This window comes from Bifidobacterium sp. LH_424, assembly GCF_056356895.1.
Window position 1 is genome coordinate 49483 of the sequence record NZ_JBKEVC010000008.1, and the last position, 22043, is coordinate 71525.

The 22043-nt window shown below is 67.3% G+C and carries 16 protein-coding genes and 1 tRNA gene; 14 read left to right on the forward strand and 3 right to left on the reverse strand.

The window, feature by feature from the left end:
* Positions 1-97: 97 nt before the first annotated feature.
* The 9 genes from AC1AYP_RS07525 (at position 98) to galK (ending at position 12010) form a co-directional block, all read left to right on the forward strand.
* On the forward strand, positions 98-1144 hold the full coding sequence (locus AC1AYP_RS07525; protein WP_476503118.1) for a 3-isopropylmalate dehydrogenase: 1047 nt from the start codon (positions 98-100) through the stop codon (positions 1142-1144).
* Between the two features lie 72 nt (positions 1145-1216).
* Positions 1217-2449: a lipoate--protein ligase family protein gene (locus tag AC1AYP_RS07530; RefSeq protein WP_476547406.1), complete on the forward strand. Its 1233-nt coding sequence runs from the start codon at positions 1217-1219 to the stop codon at positions 2447-2449.
* A gap of 191 nt (positions 2450-2640) precedes the next feature.
* Complete coding sequence (locus tag AC1AYP_RS07535; RefSeq protein ID WP_034526722.1) at positions 2641-3336, forward strand: Crp/Fnr family transcriptional regulator; 696 nt, start codon at positions 2641-2643, stop codon at positions 3334-3336.
* 106 nt (positions 3337-3442) lie between these two features.
* The gene (locus AC1AYP_RS07540) at positions 3443-5722 is read left to right on the forward strand and encodes a transglycosylase domain-containing protein (RefSeq protein WP_476531391.1); all 2280 of its coding nucleotides are present in this window, start codon (positions 3443-3445) and stop codon (positions 5720-5722) included.
* 487 nt (positions 5723-6209) lie between these two features.
* A complete protein-coding gene (locus tag AC1AYP_RS07545) occupies positions 6210-7271 on the forward strand; it encodes an NADH:flavin oxidoreductase/NADH oxidase (RefSeq protein ID WP_476547407.1) in 1062 nt (353 codons plus the stop codon).
* Between the two features lie 19 nt (positions 7272-7290).
* Positions 7291-8442: a quinone-dependent dihydroorotate dehydrogenase gene (locus AC1AYP_RS07550; protein ID WP_476547333.1), complete on the forward strand. Its 1152-nt coding sequence runs from the start codon at positions 7291-7293 to the stop codon at positions 8440-8442.
* A gap of 201 nt (positions 8443-8643) precedes the next feature.
* Positions 8644-9453, forward strand: a complete 810-nt coding sequence (locus tag AC1AYP_RS07555; RefSeq protein ID WP_476503122.1) for a DeoR/GlpR family DNA-binding transcription regulator — start codon at positions 8644-8646, stop codon at positions 9451-9453.
* 2 nt (positions 9454-9455) lie between these two features.
* Positions 9456-10706, forward strand: coding sequence for a galactose-1-phosphate uridylyltransferase (galT, locus tag AC1AYP_RS07560; protein ID WP_476547335.1), 1251 nt, complete (start codon positions 9456-9458; stop codon positions 10704-10706).
* A 53-nt stretch (positions 10707-10759) separates the two neighbouring features.
* Positions 10760-12010: a galactokinase gene (galK, locus tag AC1AYP_RS07565; protein WP_476531396.1), complete on the forward strand. Its 1251-nt coding sequence runs from the start codon at positions 10760-10762 to the stop codon at positions 12008-12010.
* Between the two features lie 223 nt (positions 12011-12233).
* On the opposite strand, the gene AC1AYP_RS07570 is transcribed toward galK, so the two are convergent.
* Both AC1AYP_RS07570 and ettA read right to left on the reverse strand, forming a co-directional pair.
* Complete coding sequence (locus AC1AYP_RS07570) at positions 12234-13136, reverse strand: acyl-CoA thioesterase (RefSeq protein WP_476547337.1); 903 nt, start codon at positions 13134-13136, stop codon at positions 12234-12236.
* Positions 13137-13441: 305 nt separating this feature from the next.
* Positions 13442-15121, reverse strand: coding sequence for an energy-dependent translational throttle protein EttA (gene ettA, locus AC1AYP_RS07575; protein ID WP_476531398.1), 1680 nt, complete (start codon positions 15119-15121; stop codon positions 13442-13444).
* A gap of 271 nt (positions 15122-15392) precedes the next feature.
* Here ettA and AC1AYP_RS07580 point away from each other — a divergent pair, with 271 nt between their 5' ends.
* The 5 genes from AC1AYP_RS07580 to AC1AYP_RS07600 all read left to right on the forward strand — a co-directional run bounded on the left by AC1AYP_RS07580 (position 15393) and on the right by AC1AYP_RS07600 (position 20447).
* The gene (locus AC1AYP_RS07580; RefSeq protein ID WP_476547339.1) at positions 15393-16241 is read left to right on the forward strand and encodes an HAD family hydrolase; all 849 of its coding nucleotides are present in this window, start codon (positions 15393-15395) and stop codon (positions 16239-16241) included.
* The gene (locus AC1AYP_RS07585; protein ID WP_476547340.1) at positions 16238-17518 is read left to right on the forward strand and encodes an MFS transporter; all 1281 of its coding nucleotides are present in this window, start codon (positions 16238-16240) and stop codon (positions 17516-17518) included. Before AC1AYP_RS07580 ends, AC1AYP_RS07585 begins: the two co-directional genes overlap by 4 nt.
* Positions 17519-17589: 71 nt before the next feature.
* Positions 17590-19107 carry a DHA2 family efflux MFS transporter permease subunit gene (locus tag AC1AYP_RS07590; protein WP_476547341.1) on the forward strand — a complete coding sequence of 506 codons (1518 nt, stop codon included), beginning with the start codon at positions 17590-17592 and terminating at the stop codon, positions 19105-19107.
* Positions 19108-19225: 118 nt separating this feature from the next.
* The gene (locus tag AC1AYP_RS07595; protein WP_476547343.1) at positions 19226-20200 is read left to right on the forward strand and encodes a hypothetical protein; all 975 of its coding nucleotides are present in this window, start codon (positions 19226-19228) and stop codon (positions 20198-20200) included.
* Between the two features lie 170 nt (positions 20201-20370).
* Positions 20371-20447: transfer RNA gene (locus AC1AYP_RS07600), tRNA-Asp, on the forward strand.
* Between the two features lie 290 nt (positions 20448-20737).
* Here the strand turns inward: AC1AYP_RS07600 and AC1AYP_RS07605 are convergent.
* Positions 20738-21688 (reverse strand): ROK family glucokinase, encoded by a 951-nt coding sequence (locus AC1AYP_RS07605; protein ID WP_476531406.1) that lies wholly within the window; start codon positions 21686-21688, stop codon positions 20738-20740.
* Between the last annotated feature and the right edge of the window lie 355 nt (positions 21689-22043).

Here is a 22043-nt window from a genome sequence, read left to right on the forward strand (position 1 = left end):
CGTGCCTGCCGTCCGCATCCGGCCCATGTCCGGAATCGTGTCCATTTGATGAACGGCCGCCGTGGGCGCCGTGCGGCCGCGAGTAACGTCTCGTGCCATGAGCGAAAACACCGCAACGAAGAAGTACACGATCGCCGTGATTCCCGGCGACGGCATCGGCAAGGAAGTGACCCCGTGGGCGCAGAAGGCGCTCGAGAAGGCGGCCGAAGGCGTGGCCGAATTCGACTACGAGCCCTTCGACCTGGGCGCCGAGCGCTACCTGCGCGACGGCTCCATCCTGCCCGAGGACGAGGAGGAGCGCATCAAGAAGACCGACGCGATCCTGCTCGGCGCCGTCGGCGACCCGCGCATCAAGGCCGGCATCCTGGAGCGCGGCCTGCTGCTCAAGCTCCGCTTCGATCTCGACCAGTACGTGAACCTGCGCCCGTCCAAGCTGTACAAGGGCGTCACCTCGCCGCTCGCGAACCCCGGCGACATCGACTTCGTCGTCGTGCGCGAGGGCACCGAGGGCCTGTACTGCGGCGCCGGCGGCGCGGTCCGCCGCAACACCCCGAACGAGGTGGCCACCGAGGTCTCCATCAACACCGCGTACGGCGTGGAGCGCGTCGTGCGCTACGCGTTCAAGCTCGCCATGAAGCGCCGCAAGCACGTCACGCTCGTCCACAAGAAGAACGTGCTCGTCAACGCGGGCGACATGTGGCAGCGCATCGTCGACAAGGTCGGCGAGGAGTACCCGGAGGTCACGCACGACTACTCGCACATCGACGCGGCCACGATCTTCCTCGTGTCCGATCCGTCGAAGTTCGACGTGATTCTCACCGACAACCTCTTCGGCGACATCCTCACCGACGAGGCCGGCGCCGTCGTGGGCGGCGTGGGCTACTCCGCCTCCGGCTGCATCAACGCCTCCGACGAATACCCGTCGATGTTCGAGCCGATCCACGGCTCCGCGCCGGACATCGCCGGCCAGAACAAGGCCAACCCGACCGCCGCGATCCTCTCCGCCGCCATGCTGCTCGAGCATCTCGGCTTCGACGAGGCCGCGCAGAAGATCCACAAGGCCGTCGAGGCGGATATCGAGGAGCTCGGCTCCACCGTCCGCACCACCGACCAGGTCGGCAAGGACATCCTCGCCCGCATGTGACGCGTCCGTCGCACGTTTCCGAAGGCCCCCGGCATCACGCCGAGGGCCTTTTGCTATGGTGGCGGCATGGATATGGAGAACGCGATGCGTGGGGAATGCAAGACGCCGGGCGGCAAACTCGTCGCCGTGACCGTGGAGCCGGACGGCATGGACGCGCCGCGCGTGCGCGTCGACGGCGATTTCTTCGTCGAGGCCGATTCCGACGAGACCGCCGACGCCCTCCTGCACGGCATCGAACGTGCGCTCGCCGCGGTCCTCGCCGCGTCTCCCGCGATCGGCGCCGATTCCGCGACAATCGATTCTGCGACGATCGATTCTGCGGCGATCGATTCTGCGGCGATCGATTCCGCGCCGATCGCGGCCGCGGTGCGCGAGGCGATCGCCCGCCATCCGCACGCCCGTCTCGTCGGCACCGACGCCGACGCCGTCGCCATCGCCGCCGTCCGCGCGATTGCCCCGTCCGCCACCGATACCGCGTCCTCCCTCACTCCGCCCCCGCCGGCGGGGGCTCCCGCGCAGCGGGTGGGGGCGGTCACGACGCCCGACCCCGACTTCGCCTCCCGCTGGGTCTCCCTCTGGCCGCGGCTCGCCATCGTCCACGACATCCCCCGCACGCCCGCCGACCAGATGGCGGTCGACGAACAGTGGGCGCGCGAGGTCGCGGCCGGCACACGCCGGCCGACCTTGCGCATCTGGGAGTGGAACGCGCCGTGCGTCGTCGTCGGCCGGTTCCAGTCCATCCCCGACGAGGTCCACGAGGATGTCGCGCGCGCGGAGGGCATCACCGTCGTGCGCCGGTGCACGGGCGGCGGCGCGATGTTCATCGAACCCGGCAACACCATCACCTACTCCTTATATACTCCGCTCGATTTCGTCGCCGGCATCGACGTCGCATCGTCGTATCGTCTGTGCGACCGGTGGCTCGTCGAGGCGTTGCGCGGGCTGGGACTCGACGTGCGGTTCGCCGGTCTCAACGACATCGCCTCGCAGCACGGCAAGATCGGCGGCGCGGCGCAACGGCGCTTCCCCGCGCCGCACGCGCGTGCGGCGGCGCGCGGGGAAGCGGCCGCGCCCGCCGCGACGCACGCTCCCGGCGCGGTCCTGCACCACGTGACGATGGCGTACGACATCGACGCGGTGAAGATGACGCGCGTGCTCAACGTGAGCGGCGAGAAGACGAGCGACAAGGCGGTCAAGTCCGCCGTGAAGCGCGTCGACCCGCTCAGAAGCCAGACCGGGCTGTCCCGCGCCGAGGTCGTCGCGCACCTGCTCGCGTACTGCCACGCGCAGGCGTCCCGCGCGTGACGGCGGCGCCGCCCGCCGCCCGCGCGTGCGCCGACGCGCGCCTGTGAACGCCTGCGGTACGTTCACGGCGGCTCCGGTGGGCGTGCGGTACAATGTTGCGGACGATGGTCGAGGATGTCCGCGGACCGACGATGGAATACGGCGACGTGATGATGGGATGGTGATGTGAGTTGGCGGAAAAGCCGAACGCGATGCCCGAAGAGGAGAACGTGCTCCTGCATACCGCGCTGTTCAAGCAGGTGTCGCCGGAGCAGGCGGAGGAGCTGATCCCCCATCTCAACCAGGCCGTGTACGACAAGGGCGAGGCCATCTTCGAACAGGGCGGCACCGACCATCGCATGTATCTGCTGGAGCACGGGCGCGTCAAGCTCGTGCGCGAATCGAACGACCATCGCATCCAGCTGCTGTCCATCCACGCGCCGGGCGAGGTGCTCGGCGAGATCCCCGTCTTCGACCCGACCGGCGGCCCGCGCACCGCGTCCGCGCTGGCGATGAACCACGGCACGCGCGTCGTCTGGCTCGAACATGACGCGCTGTTCCACTGGCTCGACCAGCATCCTCGCGTCGCCATCGACATGCTGCAGGTGATGGCCGGGCGCATGCGCTCCAACAACGAGCACATCTCCGACCTCGTGTTCATGGACGTGCCCGCCCGCCTCGCCAAGACGCTCATCAACCTCGCGTCCCGCTTCGGCGAGCCGGTCGAGGAGGGGCTCAAGGTGCCGCACGATCTGACGCAGGAGGAGATGGCGCAGCTCGTCGGCTCCAGCCGCGAGACCGTGAACAAGGCGCTGATGGACTTCGCGAACCGCGGGTGGATCGCGCGCGAGGGCCGTTCGATCATCATCTACCAGCCCGGCATGCTCATCCGCAGGTCGCGCCGCTGACCGCGTTCACCGGATTTCCGGGAGACGTTCAGGGAGTGGGGTTCCTGTGAATGATTCCCCACGCGCCGTGGCACGCCATCGGTTCCGGTAGACCCACCCACTTAGAATGGGGCGCATGCCGAAAAAGAACTCCCTTACCGCTCGACGTGTGCTTACTTTGCTGTTGGCCTATCTCATGCTGTGCGTCGGCGGCGGCGTGGTGATGGCCACGCTGGTTTCCCCCGCCGTATTCGCCGCGAATTCGGTGGCCAAGGCCGTGGTGCCGTCGCTCAAGGTCGAGGGCGTCGATTTCGACGTGACCTCCCTTCCCCAGAAATCCGTGATGTACGCCTCGGACGGCACGACGAAGATCGCGGAGTTCTACGCCGACAACCGTACCGTCGTGCCGCTGAAGAACATCTCCAAGGTCATGCAGCAGGCCGTCGTCGCCCGTGAGGACCGCCGATTCTTCAAGCACCACGGCATCGACGTGCAGGGCGTCATGCGCGCCTTCTTCCAGACGTTCGTGAAGAAGGGCGATACGCAGGGCGGCTCCACGCTGACCCAGCAGTACGTGAAGAACGTGCTCGCCATGCAGGCCCGCGAGGACGACGACCCGATCGCCGAATACCACGCCTCCGAACAGACCGTCGCGCGCAAGGTGCGCGAGATGCTCATCGCCGTGCAGATGGAGAAGCAGTACTCGAAGCTCGAGATCCTGCAGGGCTACCTCAACATCGCCCAGTTCGGCAACCACAACCTCTACGGCGTGGAGAGCGCCGCGAAGCGCTACTTCAACACCTCCGCCAAGGACCTGACCGTGGTGCAGGCCGCGACCATCGCCGCCATCACGAAGAACCCGGCCAGGTATGATCCGACCAGCGACGAGAACCTCAAGGAGTCGCAGAAGCAGCGCAACATCGTGCTCGACCTCATGCTGCAGGAGGGGTACATCACCCAGAAGCAGCATGACGAGGCCTACAAGACGCCGCTCAAGGACACGCTCAACGTGCAGTCCATCGAATCCGGCTGCCAGGTGGCCGGCGACGCCGCGTTCTTCTGCGACTACGTGACCCGTCAGATCCTCAAGAACAAGGAGTTCGGCAAGACCGAGGAGGAGCGCAACAAGCTGCTCAAGGAGGGCGGCCTGTCGATCGTCACCACGATGGACGTGAACGCGAACAACTCCGCCATGCAGGCGGCGCGTGACGCCATCCCGCCGGCCGATCCGACCGGCTTCGAGGTCGCTATCGCCGCGATCAGGCCCGGCACCGGCGAGGTGCTCGGCTTCGGCATCAACCGCACCTACGATGCCACCGATCTGGCGAAGCTCGATTCGACCCGAACGGCCGTGAACTACGCGGTCGACGAGTCCGACGGCGGCGGCTGGGGCTTCCAGCCCGGCTCCACCTGGAAGCCGATCAACCTCGTCGCCTGGATGCAGGCGGGCAAGTCCATCAACCAGTACCTGCGCACATCCACCGCGTACAACACGGCGAGCTTCAGCTGCAACGGCTACGCGTTCGCCGGCACGTGGAGCGTGCAGAACTCCGGCGGCGGCACCTCGAACGAAAGCCCGCTGCAGGGCCTCGTGCTCTCGCACAACACCACCCAGGCCTCGATGACCCAGCAGATCGGCCTGTGCGCAATCGCGGACGCCGCCAAGCAGGTCGGCTACCACAACTCGATCCAGGGCCATGAGGACGTGTACGACTCCAACTCGTTCCAGCCGCCGATGGTGATCGGCACCGTGCAGGCCTCGCCGCTCACGATGGCGAACGTGTACGCGACGATCGCCGCCAAGGGCGTCGAATGCACCCCGATCGCCATCACCAAGATGACCGACCGCGCCGGCAAGAACTACAAGGTGCCGTCCGCGAACTGCCATCAGGCCATCGACCCGGAGATCGCGGAGACCGCCGCCTACGCCATCAACCAGGGCGTCGTCCGCTCCAACGGCAACGCCGTGGACGCCCAGCTGGCCAACGGCCGCAAGACCTTCGCGAAGACCGGCACCAACGAGGACACGTACATGCTCACCGCCGGCTTCATCCCGCAGGTGGCCGCGTTCGTGGCCGTCGGCAACGCCGAGTCGCCGCAGTCGTTCAACTACAAGACGATCAACGGCGTGTACCGCCCGACCTGGTACGGCATGTACATCGCCGAGCCCGCGTGGAAGCAGTTCATGCAGAGCTACGTCGACGCCGCCGGTATCCCGATCGACAACAGCTACGGCAACCCGAGCGCGAAGTACACGGGCGGAGGCACCACCACGTACAGCGGCACCAGCTCGGGCACGACCGGCACGACCACCCAGGGGACCACCGGCACGACCACGCAGCAGGGTACCACGACGGAAGGCACGACCGGTACGACCACCCAGCAGGGGACCACGACCGGCCAGTGATTCGTCTCCCGTAAGCCCCGCGTGACGCCATCGCGGGCTCGTGCCACTGGCGGCCGCGCCATCGCGGCATCGCAACCGAACGCCCACCGTATTCCCACATACGGTGGGCGTTCGGCGTACTTTCAGCTTGGACGTTAGAATTGTCGAGGACGATCATCGCCGGACATTCGGCGTAAGGGGGAACATCATGGTGGAAGACACCACGGCATACGGAAGCACGGCAGGCGTGACGGCGAACGTCGAAGGCCCGAGCGGATTCGACTTCCGCGGCCTCGACGTGACGAACACCGTCGAGGCGGGAGGCAAAGGCAAGCCCGGGAAACCGGGCAAGGCCGCGAAATCCTCGAAAACGGCGAAGTCCGCGAAATCGGTGAAATCGGGCAAGGCCGCAGGCAAGGCGACGAAACCGGGCAAAACGGGCAAGACCGGTACACCTCTGACGGGGGAGAACCCCGCCAAGGATGCTGGCCCGCTGCTGTTCCGGCCGATGACGCTGCGCGGCCTGACCATCCGCAACCGCATCTGGCTGCCGCCGATGGACACCTACTCGGCGTTCGCGCAGGACGGCCGCCCGACGCCGTTCCACTACCAGCACTACGTGTCGCGCGCGATGGGCGGCTTCGGCATGATCATCGCCGAGGCGACCGCCGTCGCGCCCGAAGGCCGCATCTCGCCGAACGACGTGGGCCTGTGGGCCGACTGGCAGATCGACTCGTGGAAGTGGATCGTCGAAGGCGTCAAGGCGACGGGCGCCGTGGCCGCCATCCAGCTCAACCACGCGGGACGCAAGGGGTCGACCGGCTCGTTCACCGTCGGCTACGAGCACGAGACCGTGCCCGGTGAGGCCGGCGGCTGGCAGACCGTCGCGCCGAGCGCCATCCCGTTCGGCGGCTACGCGACGCCGCGCGCGCTGAGCGTCGACGAGATCCACGGACTGGTCGGCGCGTTCGCCGCGGCGGCCGGTCGCGCCGTGGCCGCCGGATTCCAGGCGATCGAGATCCACGCCGCCCACGGCTACCTGATCTCGCAGTTCCTCGACCCGCTGAGCAACGAACGCGACGACGAATACGGCGGCGGCTTCGAGGGGCGCATCCGCTTCCTGCTGGAGGTCGCCGACGCGATCCGCGGCGTGATCCCGGACGACATGCCGCTGCTCGTGCGCGTCTCCGCCACCGACTGGGCGGCGGGCGGCTGGGACCTCGACCAGACGGTCGCGCTCGCGCAGATCCTCAAGGCGCACGGTGTGGACCTGGTCGACGTGTCCACCGGCGGCATCGTCGCCGGCGTGACGGTCCCGGTCAAGCCCGACTACCAGGTGCCGTTCTCCGCCCAGGTGCGCAAGCGCGCCGAGGTGCCGGTCACCGCGGTCGGCCTCATCACCAAGCCGAAGCAGGCGGAGAAGGTGCTCGCCAAGGGCAAGGCCGACGCGGTCGAGATCGGCCGCGCCGCGCTGCGCGACCCGTACTGGCCGCTGCGCGCCGCCGCCAAGCTCGGCGTGCCCGTCACCGAGGCCCCCTACCAGCCCCAGTATGTGCGCGGCGCCTACTGATTGACTAGACTGGGTGCCCATGAGTTACGTTTCGGACAGCTTCTGGCATGACGCGGTCAACAAGGCGACCTGCGACCTGTTCACCTTCGGCTACAAGCACGTCATCAAACCCAATTTCGTCTTCAACGTGCCGCCGGACGATGCGCACGACCGCATGATCGCGTTCTGCCGCGTGGTCAAGCACATCCCGCCGCTGCTGTGGGCGGAGCGCACGATGCTCGACTACACCGATCCGATCCTCGAGACCACGGTGATGGGCGTCGACTTCGCGAACCCGTTCGGCCTGTCCGCCGGACTCGACAAGAACTGCGACATGCCGGTGCTGCTCGACAACGCCGGCTTCGGATTCGAGACGGTCGGCTCCACCACGTCCCGCCCGTGCCCCGGCAATCCGAAGCCGTGGTTCCACCGTCTGCCCGAATACGATTCGATGATGGTGCACGTGGGCCTCGCGAACATCGGCTCCGACAAGGTCATCGACCGTGCGGAGAAGGCGTGGACGCACGCGCACGACATGCAGGTGTCCGTCTCGATCGCTCGCACGAACGACGCACTGTGCGGCGACCTCGACGAAGGCATCGAGGACTACTGCGTCTCGATGCGCCGCGCCGCCGGCCGCACCGCGATGGTCGAAGTGAACGTGTCCTGCCCGAACACGCATGTGGGCGAGCCGTTCACCGCCTCGCCCGAGGCGCTCGACAAGCTGTTCACCGCGCTCGACGCGATCGACCGCCCGCAGCCGACGCTCGTCAAGATGCCGCTCAACAAGCCGTGGGAGGAGTTCCGCGACCTGCTCGACGTGCTTGCCGAGCACAACGTGCAGGGCGTCTCGCTTGCCAACCTCAACAAGGACCGCGCCGGCCTCGCCATCCCGCACGAGTGGGAGGGCGGCCTGTCCGGCGGCCCGTGCACGGACGCCAGCACGGCGCTGGTCGCGCGTGTGCGCCGTCAGTACGGCGACCGGTTCGCGATCGCCGGCATCGGCGGCGTGTTCACGCCCGAGCAGGCGTACGCGAAGATCCGCGCCGGCGCCGACCTGGTCATGTTCATCTCGTCGCTCATGTACCGCGGCCCCCAGCAGATCACGGTCCTGAAGCGCGGCCTCGCCGAGCTGCTGCGCCGCGACGGGTTCTCGTCCGTCTCCGAAGCCGTCGGCGTCGACGCCGAGTGATTGTGTCTCCGGCCCCCTCTGACGAGGGGGCTCCCGGCGGAGCCGGGTGGGGAGAGATACCCGGAAACCGTCCGGAGAATTCCGATAGGCAATCGCGCCTATGTTGTTTTTTGTTCGCTAACGTTTGCAAAACTACAAAAAGGGTACGCGAAACGCACAACTCGGTTTGAACTATGGGTGATTGTGTGCGATAATGTTCATATGATATCGTCACAACGTCAACACCTGATACTGAGCAGGCTTCGCACCCGGGGTGCCGTGCGCATCACGGCACTCAGCAAGGAACTCGGCGTTTCCGCGATGACCATCCGCCGCGATATCGCCGAACTCGCCGACAAAGGGCTCCTCAAGCGGGTCCACGGCGGCGCAGTCACCACCAGCACGCTGCTGAGCGAGCCGTTGTTCTCCGTAAAGTCGCAGATGGACATCGGGCTCAAGGACGCGATCGCGCAGGAGGCCGTCAAATACGTGGCCCCCGGCGACGTGATCGCCATCGGCGGCGGCACCACCGCCTACGTCTTCGCACAGCATCTGCTGGAAAGCCAGCAGGCCGCGGGCGTCACCATCCTCACCAATTCGATCCCGGTCGCCGAACTCGTGCAGGCCCTCGAATCGAAGGACGTGGAGGTGATCGTCACCGGCGGCGTCATCACCCGATCGAACTCGCTCGTCGGCCCGATCGCCGACAAGGTCGTCGCCTCGCTGCGCGTCAACACCGTCTTCCTCGGCACGCATTCCGTGTCGATTCCCCGCGGCTTCCTCATGCCCAATTCGCTGGAGGCCGCCACCGATATGGCGATGATGGACATCGCCGATCGCACCATCATCTTGACCGACCACACCAAGTGGAGCTGCACATCGCTGTCGCTGTTCGCGCGGTTCGACCAGGTGGACACGGTCATCACCGACGACGGTCTCGACCCAGATACCGCCGCCAAAACGAAGGAACTGGTCAAGGAGCTCGTGCTGGCCGAACAGACCGAGCCCGTACAGGAAAGTGAGCAGGAATAACCATGACCGAATTCGCAGCCTACGAGCCGGGTGCGTACGCGAAGGAGCACATCCGCATCACGCCGACGACGCTCGCCGACGGACGTGACTTCTTCTACCTCGACGACGATCCGGAGTACGTCTCCGGCGCGAAGACCCGCGAGCTCAAGGACCCGCGTCATCTCGCCTACCGTTTCGCCAACCAGCTGAACGCCGCCGGCGAGGAGGTGCCGTACGCGGCCCCCGAGATGCGCCGCGACCCGCTGACCGGCGATTGGATCCCGATGGCGACCGCGCGCATGAACCGCCCGATCACCGCCGGCCCCGGCGCCACCGCCAAGGGCAACCCGCTGGCCGCCCGCAAGCCCGGCGACCCGTACCAGGACGGCGAGGTGCCGGACACCGACTACAACGTCGTCGTGTTCGAGAACCGCTTCCCGTCGATGGTGCGCGTGCCCGGCCGTTCCGAGGACGTCACCTACGTGGACGGCAACCCGCTGTGGGAGAAGAAGATGGCCGCCGGCCGCTGCGAGGTCATCTGCTTCGACCCGAACGAGCACGGCCTGCCCGCCGACCTGCCGGTGAGCCGTCTGCGCACCGTCGTCGAGGCGTGGGCGTTCCGCACCGCCGAGATCTCGAAGATGGACGGCATCGAGCAGATCTTCCCGTTCGAGAACCACGGCGCCGAGATCGGCGTCTCTCTCGCCCACCCGCACGGCCAGGTCTACTGCTACCCGTTCATCGCCCCGAAGATGGAGCAGGAGCTCAAGCACACCGAGGCCTACCACGAGAAGACCGGCGGCAACCTGCTCAAGGACCTGATGAACGCCGAGCTCGAGGCCAAGGAACGCGTCATCATGCGCAACCACAGCTGGGTCGCCTACGTGCCGGCCGCCGCCCGATGGCCCCTCGAGGTGCACGTGGTGCCGGTGCGCGACGTGCTCACCATCGACCAGCTCGACGACCAGGAGCGCTGGGACCTCGCCTCCATGTACTCGCACCTGCTCAAGCGCGGCAACGCGTTCTTCGACAAGGGCGACGGCAAGGGCATGGACCTGCCGTACATCGCCGCCTGGCACCAGGCCCCGATCCACGACCCGCGCCGCGAGAACTACCGCCTCAACCTGCAGTTCTTCTCGTTCCGCCGCGCCGCCAACAAGATCAAGTACCTCGCCGGCTCCGAATCCGGCATGGCCGCCTGGATCTCCGACACGACCCCGGAGCTCATCGCGAAGCGCTTCCACGAGCTCGGCGACGTCGACATCGCCGACTGACGCCATCTTCTCAACAAGGATGTTCCACAAAACCAAGGAAGGATAAAACACCAATGGCTGCTGTTGAATTCATCGAGCCGATCTCCCATGAGGAGGGCGTCTCCGAGGCGACGAAACTGTTCGTCGACACCTACGGCTTCGCGCCGGAAGGCGTGTGGGCCGCTCCGGGCCGCGTCAACCTGATCGGCGAGCACACCGACTACAACGCGGGCCTGTGCCTGCCGATCGCGCTGCCGCAGCGCACGTTCATCGCGCTCAAGCCGCGCGAGGACACCAAGGTGCGCGTCGTCTCGTCCATCTCCCCGGACAAGGTCGCCGAGGCCGATCTCGACGGGCTCAAGGCCCGCGGCGTGGACGGCTGGGCCGCCTACCCGGTGGGCGTGGCGTGGGCGCTGCGCGAGGCCGGCTTCTCCAAGGTGAAGGGCTTTGACGCCGCGTTCGTCTCCTGCGTGCCGCTGGGCTCTGGTCTGAGCTCCTCCGCCGCGATGACCTGCTCGACCGCGCTCGCCCTCGACGACGTGTACGGTCTCGGCTACGGCGACTCCGACGCCGGCCGCGTCACCCTCATCAACGCCGCCATCAAGTCCGAGAACGAGATGGCCGGCGCCTCCACCGGCGGCCTCGACCAGAACGCTTCGATGCGCTGCACGCCCGGCCATGCGCTGCTGCTCGACTGCCGCCCGGAGCTCACCCCGCTGGAGAACGTCTCCCAGCAGGAGTTCGACCTCGACAAGTACGGCCTCGAGCTGCTCGTCGTCGACACCCAGGCCCCGCACCAGCTCAACGACGGCCAGTACGCCCAGCGTCGCGCCACCTGCGAGGAGGCCGCGAAGATTCTCGGCGTCGCCAACCTGCGTGTCGCCGCCGACGGCATCTCCAAGGCCGACGACCAGCTCCAGGCTCTCAAGGAAACGCTCGACGCGCTGCCCGACGAGACGATGAAGAAGCGCGTGCGCCACGTCGTCACCGAGATCGAACGCGTGCGCTCCTTCGTGCGCGCCTTCGCCCAGGGCGACATCGAATCCGCCGGACGCCTGTTCAACGCGTCCCACGATTCGCTCGCCGCGGACTACGAGGTCACCGTGCCGGAGCTCGACGTGGCCGTGGACGTGGCCCGCCACAACGGCGCCTACGGCGCCCGCATGACCGGCGGCGGCTTCGGCGGCTCCATCATCGCGCTCGTCGACAAGGGCCGCTCCCAGGAGGTCGCCCAGAAGATCGCCGACGAGTTCGAGAAGCAGGGCTTCCATGCCCCGCGCGCCCTCGCCGCCTACGCCGCGGCGAGCGCCTCTCGCGAAGCGTAAGCCTCACTTCGGCTCCCCTCTGACGAGGGAGCTGTCGCGGCATAGCCGCGACTGAGGGAGAGACAGGAGCGGCCGCAGGCCGCGGGAGATACGGCATCGGCCGAAAGCCGATTCGATTTCCCCGCGGCCTACGGCCGCTCTTCTTCTCTCTTCTCTCCCTCCGTCATCGCTTCGCGATGACACCTCCCTCGTCAGAGGGAGGCAACGCCACGGCACCGAGTCATCACCCGCGCGGCACGCGGATCATCGCCTCCTGGGCGATGGCGGCGACCAGCTCGCCGTCCTGCGAATACACCTTCGCCGTGCCGAGTCCGCGGCCGTGCGCGGCGGTCGGCGTGTCCTGCACGTACAGGTGCCACTGGCAGATGTCCACGTCGCGGTACCACCACATCGAATGGTCGATCGACGCGTAGGCGATGCCCGGCGTGGAGATCGACAGTCCGGCGCGACGCAGCACCGGCTCCATCATCACCTGATCGCAACCGAGCGCCAGCATCGCACGATGCATGAGCTGCGGCGCCTCGACCTCGCCGTCGGCCTTCATCCACACCATCTGCCTGCCGGAGTCGGCGGCCGCGGACTCCTTGTCCGGTCCGAGCATGATCGTCGGCGTGATATGGCGGATGTCGAACGGCGACTTCTCCGCGTAGTAGTTCGCGAACGGCGACCTGCCGGCGTACGGCGCCATCAGCTCCTTCGCGCTGGTGAGCGATTCCGGGTCGGGCAGGTCGGCCGGCATCGGGTCGGCGAACTCCACGCCCTCCTGTCCGGTCACCTGGAACGAGGCGATCGCGGTGAGGATCGATCCCTCGGCCTGCGTGACGTTCACGCGCCGCGCCGAGAACGAACGCCCGTCGCGCAGCTTCTCCACGTCGAACAGCAGATCCTGGCGGATGTCGCCGGGCGCGATGAAATAGCCGTGGATCGAATGCGGCAGACGGTTCGGCGCCACGGTCTTCGCGGCCGCCATCAGCGACTGGGCGATCACCTGGCCGCCGTACACGCGGCCGGTGGGGAAGTAGAGGCTTTCGCCGTTCACGTACGTGTGGTTGCGGTAGTCGGAGGGCTTGCCCAGTTTGAGCACCTTCACCAGATGTTCCAGCGGTGTGATGGTGTCGTCGGTCATGCTCGTCTCCCTAGATTGTCGTGTTCGATGTTCGATTATGTGATGCCTCGACTGTAACGGTCGGTCGTTACTGGCATCAGAGACGATTGTAACGAGCATGTGAGCCGTGTGAACGGCGGGTTATGGCCCGCATACGAATAAGGCACCCTCGCCCGCTACGACTTGGCCCCCTCTGACGAGGGGGCTGTCCGCGGTAGCGGACTGGGGGAGAGATAGCGGGAACCGTTACGTTCCAGCTATCTCTCCCCCAGTCTCACTGCGTTCGACAGCCCCCTCGTCAGAGGGGGCCGAATGAGGACTGATGCTCAGACGCGCGTCAGCTTGCGGTGCAGGCGGTGCGGGCGGGCCGCGTCCTCGCCGAGGCGGGCGACGCGGTTCTCCTGGTAGGCCTGGAAGTTGCCTTCGAACCAGTACCACTTGGCCGGGTTCTCGTCATCGCCCTCCCATGCGAGGATGTGCGTGGCGACGCGGTCGAGGAACCAACGGTCGTGGGAGATCACGACGGCGCAGCCCGGGAAGCCGAGCAGCGCGTTCTCGAGCGATTCCAGCGTCTCGACGTCGAGGTCGTTCGTGGGCTCGTCGAGCAGCAGCAGGTTGCCGCCCTGCTTCAGGGTCAGCGCCAGGTTGAGTCGGTTGCGCTCGCCGCCGGAGAGCACGCCGGTCAGCTTCTGCTGGTCGGAGCCCTTGAAGCCGAAGCTCGCCACGTAGGCGCGGGTCGGCACCTCGACGCCCGCCACCTCGATGAAGTCGAGGCCGCCGGAGACCGCCTCCCACAGGTTCTTGTTCGGATCGAGGCCGGCGCGGTTCTGGTCGACGTAGCTGATCTTCACCGTGTCGCCGATCTTGAGCTCGCCGGAGGTCAGCGGCTCCAGGCCGACGATCGTCTTGAACAGCGTGGACTTGCCGACGCCGTTCGGGCCGATCACGCCGACGATGCCGTTGCGCGGCAGCGTGAAGGACAGGTCGTCGATGAGCACGCGGTCGCCGAACGCCTTGTGGATGTGCTTCGCCTCGAGCACCGTGGAGCCCAGGCGCGGGCCGGCCGGGATCTGGATCTCGGAGAAGTCGAGCTTCTTGTTGTTGCGCGCCTCCTGCTCCATCTGGTCGTAACGCTCCAGACGGGCCTTGTTCTTGGCCTGACGGGCCTTCGGCGAGGAGCGCACCCAGTCGAGCTCGTTCTTCAGGCGCTTGGCGAGCTTCGCGTCCTTCGCGCCCTGGATCTCCATACGCTTCGCCTTGGTCTCCAGGTACGTGGAGTAGTTGCCCTTGTACGGGTACAGGTGGCCGCGGTCCACCTCGCAGATCCACTCGGCCACGTTGTCCATGAAGTAACGGTCGTGGGTGACGGCGATGACGGCGCCCTTGTACTGGTGCAGGAACTGCTCCAGCCACAGGATCGACTCGGCGTCGAGGTGGTTGGTGGGCTCGTCGAGCAGCAGCAGGTCGGGGGCTTCGAGCAGAAGCTTGCACAGGGCCACGCGGCGGCGCTCGCCACCGGAGCACACGTTCACCGGGGTGTCCGGGTCGGGGCACTGCAGGGCGTCCATCGCCTGGTCGAGCTGCGAGTCGAGATCCCAGCCGTTCGCGGCGTCGATCTCGGTCTGGAGCTTGCCCATCTCCTCCATGAGGGCGTCGAAGTCGGCGTCCGGATCGGCCATCTCCTCGCCGATCTTGTTGAAACGGTCGACCTTCTGCGCGATGTCGCCGAACGCCATCTTGATGTTCTCGCCCACGGTCTTCGTGTCGTCCAGCGGCGGCTCCTGCTGCAGGATGCCGACCGTGAAGCCGGGGGTGAGCGTGGCCTCGCCGTTGGACACGGTCTCAAGGCCGGCCATGATCTTGAGCAGCGTGGACTTGCCCATGCCGTTCGGGCCCACCACGCCGATCTTCGCGCCGGGCAGGAAGCTCAGGGTCACGTCGTCGAGGATGACGCGGTCGCCGAACGCCTTGCGCGCCTTGATCATCTGATACACGAATTCTGCCATTGGTTGCAGCTTCTCCTTAAGTAAGGTCGAATTCCAGCCGTTTCCAGTCTGTCCGGTCCGCCCGCATGATATCCGCGTATGATGCGGACGCATGGTGTCCGCATGCTGGTCGGATACGGGCCGAACCACCGCCCACCATGCTATCGGAAGGGCTGGAATGCCGGCGTTTGTCATGGCCGCCCTGCGCTACAGTGGTGCGGGTCGAAACACGGACGTCCGCTCGCGGAACGTCCGTAACGAGTGAGAGACGAGAGACGAAGGAGTGGCGCACATGCCGCAGAATCCGCAGAACCTGCCCGATTTCACCGAAGACGCCGGGCTGAAGGACATCAGGGTCGTCGCCAGCGACATGGACTGCACGCTGCTCGCCGACGACGGCACGATGCCGCCGCGCATGGCCGAGCGCATCCTCGCGCTGGACGCCGCCGGACTCACGTTCTGCGCGGCGAGCGGCCGCCCGAACTACACGCTGGCCGAGATGTTCCCCGATCTCGCGGACCACATGGCGTTGATGTCCGACAACGGCGCCGCGATCTACTGCCGCGGCGAGCTCGTCTACGAGAGCCTCATCCCCGTCGAGGAGTACCGCCGGCTGATCGACTTCACGCTCGCCGACGGCCGCGGATGCCCCACCGTCTGCGGTCTCGAGGCGTGCTTCATCCGTTCGTGCGACAGGAAGTACGACGACTACTTCCGCACGTTCTACAAGAAGATCGTCTACATGGACGACATCACGACGCTCGACGCCGACGTCAACAAGTACACGGTGTTCTTCCCCGGCAACGATTCCGAGGAGGTGTACCGCGAGACCTACCGCGACGCCTGGTCCGACCGCTACACGGTGACGAACGCCGGCAAGATGTGGATCGACATGATGAATCCCGGCGTCGACAAGGGCGCCGGCCTCGCCCGCCTGTGCGAACACCTCGGCGTGCGGCTCGAGGACGCCTGCGCGCTCGGCGACACCTACAACGACATCCAGATGCTCGAAGCCGCCGGCCACGGCTACGTGGTGGCGAACGCCGAGGAGCACATGCGCGCCCACGCCGGCTGGATCGCCCCGAGCAACAACGACCGCGGCGTCGCCACCGTGATCGACGCCGTGCTCGCCGCCCGATGAGCACCGCCAAGGCCGCTGATTCCGCGGCGTCGACCAATACCACGGCACCGGCCAACCCCGCGACCCCCGCCCTGCTGGCGGCCCTCATCTTCCTGGTGGCGCTGAACCTGCGTCCCGCGATCGCCGGCGTCGGGCCGGTGCTCACGCGTATCGGCGACGATCTCGGCTGGGGCGAGAGCGTGCTCGGCGTGCTCGGCGCGATGCCGCTGTGGGCGTTCGCCGCCGTCAGCCCGCTGGTCCGGTTCGCGGAACGACGTCTCGGCGCGGACGGCACCGTCCTCGCCGCGCTGCTCGTCCTCGCCGCCGGCGACCTCGTCCGGTCGTTCGGCGGTCCGGCCGGCGTGTGGCTGGGCACGTTCGCCGTCGGCGCGGGCATCGCCGCCGGCAACGTGCTCGTGCCGGTCATCGCGAAACGCGACTACGCCCGTCATATCGCCGTCGCCACGGGCGTGTACTCCGGCTGCATCACCGCCGGCTCCGCCATCGCCGGTCTCACCGCCGCGCCGCTCGCCGCCGCGCTCGGCGGCTGGCGGCCGGCGCTCGCCGTCTGGGCCGTGCCGCCGCTCGTCGTCGCCGCATTGTGGTCGATCCGCGTGGCGCGCGGGATGCGGGGAAACGGAAACGGCGTCGCCGCCGGTTCCGCCGCGAACGTCGCCGCCGGTACCGCCGGTACCGTCATGGATGCCGCCGTCGCCGTCGCCACGGACGCACGTCCGCTGTGGCGACGCCCGATGACGTGGTGGGTGACGTTGTTCATGGGATTGCAGTCGGCCGCGTTCTACACGATGTCAAACTGGCTGCCCTCGCTCGCCGCGGCCGCCGGATTCTCCGAATCGCAGGCCGGCATCCAACTGTTCGTCTTCCAATCGCTCGGCATCCTCTCCGGCCTCCTGATCCCCGCGCTGATGCACGTGAGCGGCAACCAGGTATGCGCGGCGCTCGTCGCCAGCGTGCCGATGGTCGTCGCCGGATGCGGCTGGCTGCTGGCACCCGCGGCGTCGATGCTGTGGAGCGTGATCGGCGGCATGGGGCAGGGCGCGTCGCTGGTCGTCGCGCTCACGCTGATCGCCCTGCGCGGCCGCACCCCGGCCGACACGGTCGCATTGTCCGGCATGGCGCAGTCGCTCGGCTATCTGGTCGCCTCCGTCGGCCCGCTCGCCTTCGGCACGCTGGCCGAACTGTCCGGCGCATGGGTCGCGCCGCTCGTCCTGTTCACCGCGCTCGCCGCCGCGCAGTGCGTGGTCGCGGTGCTGGCCGGCATGGTGCGTTTCGCGTAACATTCGCCCGTACGATGACATTGTTTGATATGCAACAATCATGGTCATGACGGGAACGGAGGCACAATCGCATGAACGGACACGACACCCAGAACGCACGGGCGGCACGCGCGGGGGAGTCGGTGGAATCCGCGCGAACCGGCCGTGACGGCGGCGGCGCTACGGACACCGCCAAACGGCCCGTCGCGCCGAAGCTCGTCGTCACCGTCGTCGCGCTCGCCATCCTCACGTTCCTCGGCATCCTGTCCGAAACGTCGCTCAACATCGCCTATTCGACGCTGATGGCCGAGTTCGCGATCGACGCGTCCACCGTGCAATGGCTCACCACCGGCTACCTGCTGCTGTTGTCCGTCGCGATCCCGAGCTCGCCGTTCATGGTGCGACGGTTCGCCACGAAGACGCTGTTCGTCGTCGCCGTCGTGATCTTCACGCTCGGCACGCTGATCGGCGCGCTCGCCGCGAGCTTCCCGATGCTGCTCGCCGCGCGTCTCGTCATGGCGCTCGGCACCGGCATCTCCCTGCCGCTCATCACCACCATCATCCTGGAGAAGGCGCCGCTCGAACAGCGTGGCGCGATGCTCGGCATCGTGAGCCTCGTCACCTGCGCCGCGCCCGCCATCGGCCCGGTGTTCGGCGGCGTCGTGATGGAATGGCTCGACTGGCATTGGATCTTCTACGCGATGCTGCCGTTCCTCGTGGTCTCCTTCGCGCTCGGCGTCGCCACCGTGCCGGAGATCCGGCATCCGGGCGACGCGGAGCAGGCGCGCATCAGCGTGCCGTCGCTGCTGCTGGTCGCGCTCGGACTCGCGGGCCTGATCGTCGCGGTCAGCTTCTTCGCCGCATGGAACGGCGACTGGCGGTTCTGGGCGACGCTCGCCGGTGCCGTCGCCGTGCTCGCCGTGTTCGCCGCCGCGCAGCTGAGGATGGACCGTCCGCTGGTCGAAGTGCGCGTGTTCGGCTACCCCGGGTTCACGCTCGGCATGCTCATCCTGCTCATGGCCTCGGGCGGCGTGCTCGGCCTCAACTTCATGCTGCCGATCCTGCTGCAGCGCGGCTTCGGTTTCGGCTCGCTCGTCGCCGCGCTGATCCTCCTGCCCGGCGCGGTGGTCGGCGCGATCGCCGCGCCGATGATCGGCGGCGCGCTGAAGGGCCATTTCCCGCCGAAGTTCATCCTGTGCGGGTTCCTCGGCGTCACCGTGATGGACGCGGCGATCATCGTCGCCTACCGCAACGTGATCGCGGTGGCCGTCGCCTACGCGCTGTTCATGGCATGCTCCGGATTCGTGCTCGTGCCCGACCAGACGCACGCGCTCAACCAGCTGCCCGCGCGGCTCAACGCGGACGGTTCCGCCGTGATGAACACGGTCCAGCAGCTCGCCGGCGCGATCGGCACCGCCGTCGCGAGCGCGCTGATCACCGAGTTCTCGGCCGCCGCCGCACGCTCCGGCGCCCCGGCCGCCGCATCGTATCTGCTCGGCTTCGCGTCGAGCATGTGGCCGCTCGCCGGCATGGCCGTGTGCGGTGCCGTGCTCGCCGCGCTCATGTTCCGTTTCTCCACGCGCCGCCCGCCCGAGTTGGTCGAGGCGTGAGTTTCGCGCGTTTCGTGTGGTCTGGTGCGTGGCGTTTCGTGCGTGGCGTTTCGCGCGTTCATCGACTGTTCATGTCGCGTGACGTCAGGTCCGACGGATTCGATGCGATGATGAGGCCATGGATGAAGGATTCGGCGGCGATGGCGCGCGGAACGATGGCGGTGCGGTGACGCCCACCGACCGTGCGGCGCTGCGACGCATCCGCGTCAGGGCATCGATCTGGCTGGCGGCGTTCCTCGCGCTGCTGGCGTGCGCAATCGCGGCGGGCATGGACCGTGCCGGCGCGACCCCGCTCGGCCGCGTCTATCCGTGGCTCGCCATCGCGGCATTTGTCGCCAGCGTGGGCGCGTTGACGTACGTGATCGGGTGGCGGCGTGCGGCCGCCCTGATCCGCGACGCGGAGGACGGCGACCGCGTGGCCGCCGCGTACCTGCGTCGCGGCCCGCGGTTGGGGACGGTCGACTGGTGGTGGACGCAGCCGCCGGTGCGCCCGTCGTCGGAACGTCGGCGCGTGCTCGCGATCGGTGTGATCCAGCTTGTCGCGGCCATGCTGTTCCTTGGCGTCGACGTGGCGTTGAGCGTATCGGGCGTGTTCGCGGACGCCGGCATGGACGGTTTTCCGCTCGCCGTCGCGTTGGCGTGCGTGCCGTTGGTCGCCGTCGGCGCGTGGTGCGTGACGTTCCGGTTCCATCCGACCGAGCGGTGCATCCGCACGCTGCGACGCATGCAATGGGTGCTGTTCGCGTACGGATTGGCCGGGTTGGCGGTCGTGGGGTTGCTTTCGCGCGGCGTCGCGGCCTGTGCGGCGTATACGTCGGTGGTCGTGCTCGCGGGGAGTCTGTCGCGCGCGGTGATGCCGATCGCGCGGATGGCGCTGCCGGACCATGTGGTCGTCGCCGACGCGCGCGCCGCCATCGACGAGGACGTCGCGCGCCGCGCCCGCGCCGAAGCGCAGATTCCCTCCGAAGGATGGGGGTTGGACATGGTCCGGGCGAAACGCGAGCGCCGCCTGATGCTGCGGTATGCGCTGGTGGTCGTCGGATTCCTGGTGGTATTGGGTGTCGCGGTCGCGGTGAAGATGCTGCTGGGGTAGGGGAGCGCCGGAGTGTTTTGGACTGTTTGAAACCGCTTGGAATCACTGGGTTTTTCGGTGATGGGCGCGGGGTGCCGCTGAGGAATCGCAAGCGCGACACGCCGAGAGTTGCATGGGTCGCGGATATCGGTAATATATCTACTCGTGCTTGCACAGCGCAAGTGCGAAACGGCCGCGTAGCTCAGTTGGTTAGAGCGCCGCCCTGTCACGGCGGAGGTCGCCGGTTCAAGTCCGGTCGTGGTCGCCAAAGAAAGCCCCGTCATTGCGACGGGGCTTTCGCGTTTTCATGATGTTGCGGGGTGTGGGAATTCGGCTCCCTCTGATGAGGGAGCTGTCGGCGGAGCCGACTGAGGGAGAGAAGGAAAGAGCGGCCGTAGGCCGCGGGGAAATCGAATTGCCCTTCGGTCGATGCCGTATCTTCCGCGGCCTGCGGCCGCTGTCTCTCCCCCACCCGGCTTTGCCGGGAGCCCCCTCGTCAGAGGGGGCGAACAAAGTCCCTTGAACTTCGCTGGGGAGGCGTCAGGAATCGAGGGCCTGTTACCGCAGGGCGAGGTTGGCGGCGCCGATGAGGCCGGCGTCCTGGCCGGCGGTGGCGGCGACGATCTTCGCGTGGCTGCGGTAGGCGCTGCCTTCGAGGAAACGCGCGTAGTTGTAACGGGCCGGTTCAAGCAGGATGTCGCCGACGGCCACCACGCCGCCGCCGATCACGAAGATGTCCGGGTCGAGCACGGCGGCGACGGCGGCCATCGTGCGGCCCAGCCATTCGCCGATCTTGCCGAACGCGTACAGACCGAGCTCGTCGCCCTCCTGCGCGGCCTGGGAGACCATCGGGCCCTCCAGCTTCGTGATGTCGCCGCCGCACAGTTCCATCAGGCGCTTGCCGTCCTGCGGACGGCGGCGCACGGCCGACTTGGCGAAGTTCTCGAGCGAGGTACCGGAGGTGTAGCGCTCGGCGCAGCCGCGCAGGCCGCAGCCGCAGTGGTCGCCGTCCGGGACCATCGGCAGGTGGCCGAGCTCGGCGGCCATGCCGAACGAGCCGCGGTACAGGTCGCCGTTGATGACGATCGCGCCGCCGAGGCCGGTGCCGACGGTGAGCGCCACCATGTTGCGGTGCCCCTGGCCGGCACCGTGCACGTATTCGCCCCAGCCGGCGCAGTTCGCGTCGTTCTCGACGACGACCGGCACGGCGTGGTCGATGAGCGCGCCGACATGCTCGGACAGGTTGTAGTCGATCCACGCGGGGATGTTGGCCGCGAAGGTCAGGGTCTTGCGGTCCGCGGCGACGTTGCCGGCCGCGGAGATGCCGATCGCCTGGATATCGGTGTGTCCGGCGGCGACGGCCTCGTGGTAGATCTCGGCGATGTGCTGGTTGATGGCGTCGGCGTCCATTGGTGTGGGCACGCGCCAACGCTGGATGATGCTATCGTTTTCATCGCAAACGGCACCCGCGATCTTGGTTCCTCCGATATCGATGGCCAGCGTGGTCATGTGCTCTCCTTTGACTGGGTACTAACGTTGTAGACACTGGAAATCATAGCGTTTGTGGGTGACGTTACGGGGATGGGAAACGCATGTTCTGTCCGCATGGTGGCATGTTTTGTTGCCTTGTGATGACTGGGAGCGCTCACACAAAATATGTCCGCACAAGAAAAAATCCGCAAACGATTGCATGCGTGAGCCGCTCCATCGGAGAGAGCGGAGAGCGGAGCAGTTTGCAGGATTTGCGGTGGGGATTGCAGGGCGGGTTGCATCGGGGCGCAATCGTCCTTGATCCCTCGGGAGGCGTTGCGATTGCTGGGCTGGGGCGGGTCGCACGCTCGCGACCTGATGGAACCGACGGCGT

Bases quoted from the DNA above. Each gene is read 5' to 3' on its own strand.
- AC1AYP_RS07550 (WP_476547333.1), top strand. From the start codon at position 7,291: ATGAGTTACGTTTCGGACAGCTTCTGGCATGACGCGGTCAACAAGGCG.
- AC1AYP_RS07570 (WP_476547337.1), bottom strand. From the start codon at position 13,136: ATGACCGACGACACCATCACACCGCTGGAACATCTGGTGAAGGTGCTC.
- AC1AYP_RS07555 (WP_476503122.1), top strand. From the start codon at position 8,644: ATGATATCGTCACAACGTCAACACCTGATACTGAGCAGGCTTCGCACC.
- AC1AYP_RS07530 (WP_476547406.1), top strand. From the start codon at position 1,217: ATGGAGAACGCGATGCGTGGGGAATGCAAGACGCCGGGCGGCAAACTC.
- AC1AYP_RS07590 (WP_476547341.1), top strand. From the start codon at position 17,590: ATGAACGGACACGACACCCAGAACGCACGGGCGGCACGCGCGGGGGAG.
- galK (WP_476531396.1), top strand. From the start codon at position 10,760: ATGGCTGCTGTTGAATTCATCGAGCCGATCTCCCATGAGGAGGGCGTC.
- AC1AYP_RS07585 (WP_476547340.1), top strand. From the start codon at position 16,238: ATGAGCACCGCCAAGGCCGCTGATTCCGCGGCGTCGACCAATACCACG.
- AC1AYP_RS07535 (WP_034526722.1), top strand. From the start codon at position 2,641: ATGCCCGAAGAGGAGAACGTGCTCCTGCATACCGCGCTGTTCAAGCAG.
- AC1AYP_RS07605 (WP_476531406.1), bottom strand. From the start codon at position 21,688: ATGACCACGCTGGCCATCGATATCGGAGGAACCAAGATCGCGGGTGCC.
- AC1AYP_RS07525 (WP_476503118.1), top strand. From the start codon at position 98: ATGAGCGAAAACACCGCAACGAAGAAGTACACGATCGCCGTGATTCCC.
- galT (WP_476547335.1), top strand. From the start codon at position 9,456: ATGACCGAATTCGCAGCCTACGAGCCGGGTGCGTACGCGAAGGAGCAC.
- AC1AYP_RS07580 (WP_476547339.1), top strand. From the start codon at position 15,393: ATGCCGCAGAATCCGCAGAACCTGCCCGATTTCACCGAAGACGCCGGG.
- AC1AYP_RS07540 (WP_476531391.1), top strand. From the start codon at position 3,443: ATGGGGCGCATGCCGAAAAAGAACTCCCTTACCGCTCGACGTGTGCTT.
- AC1AYP_RS07545 (WP_476547407.1), top strand. From the start codon at position 6,210: ATGACGCTGCGCGGCCTGACCATCCGCAACCGCATCTGGCTGCCGCCG.
- ettA (WP_476531398.1), bottom strand. From the start codon at position 15,121: ATGGCAGAATTCGTGTATCAGATGATCAAGGCGCGCAAGGCGTTCGGC.
- AC1AYP_RS07595 (WP_476547343.1), top strand. From the start codon at position 19,226: ATGGATGAAGGATTCGGCGGCGATGGCGCGCGGAACGATGGCGGTGCG.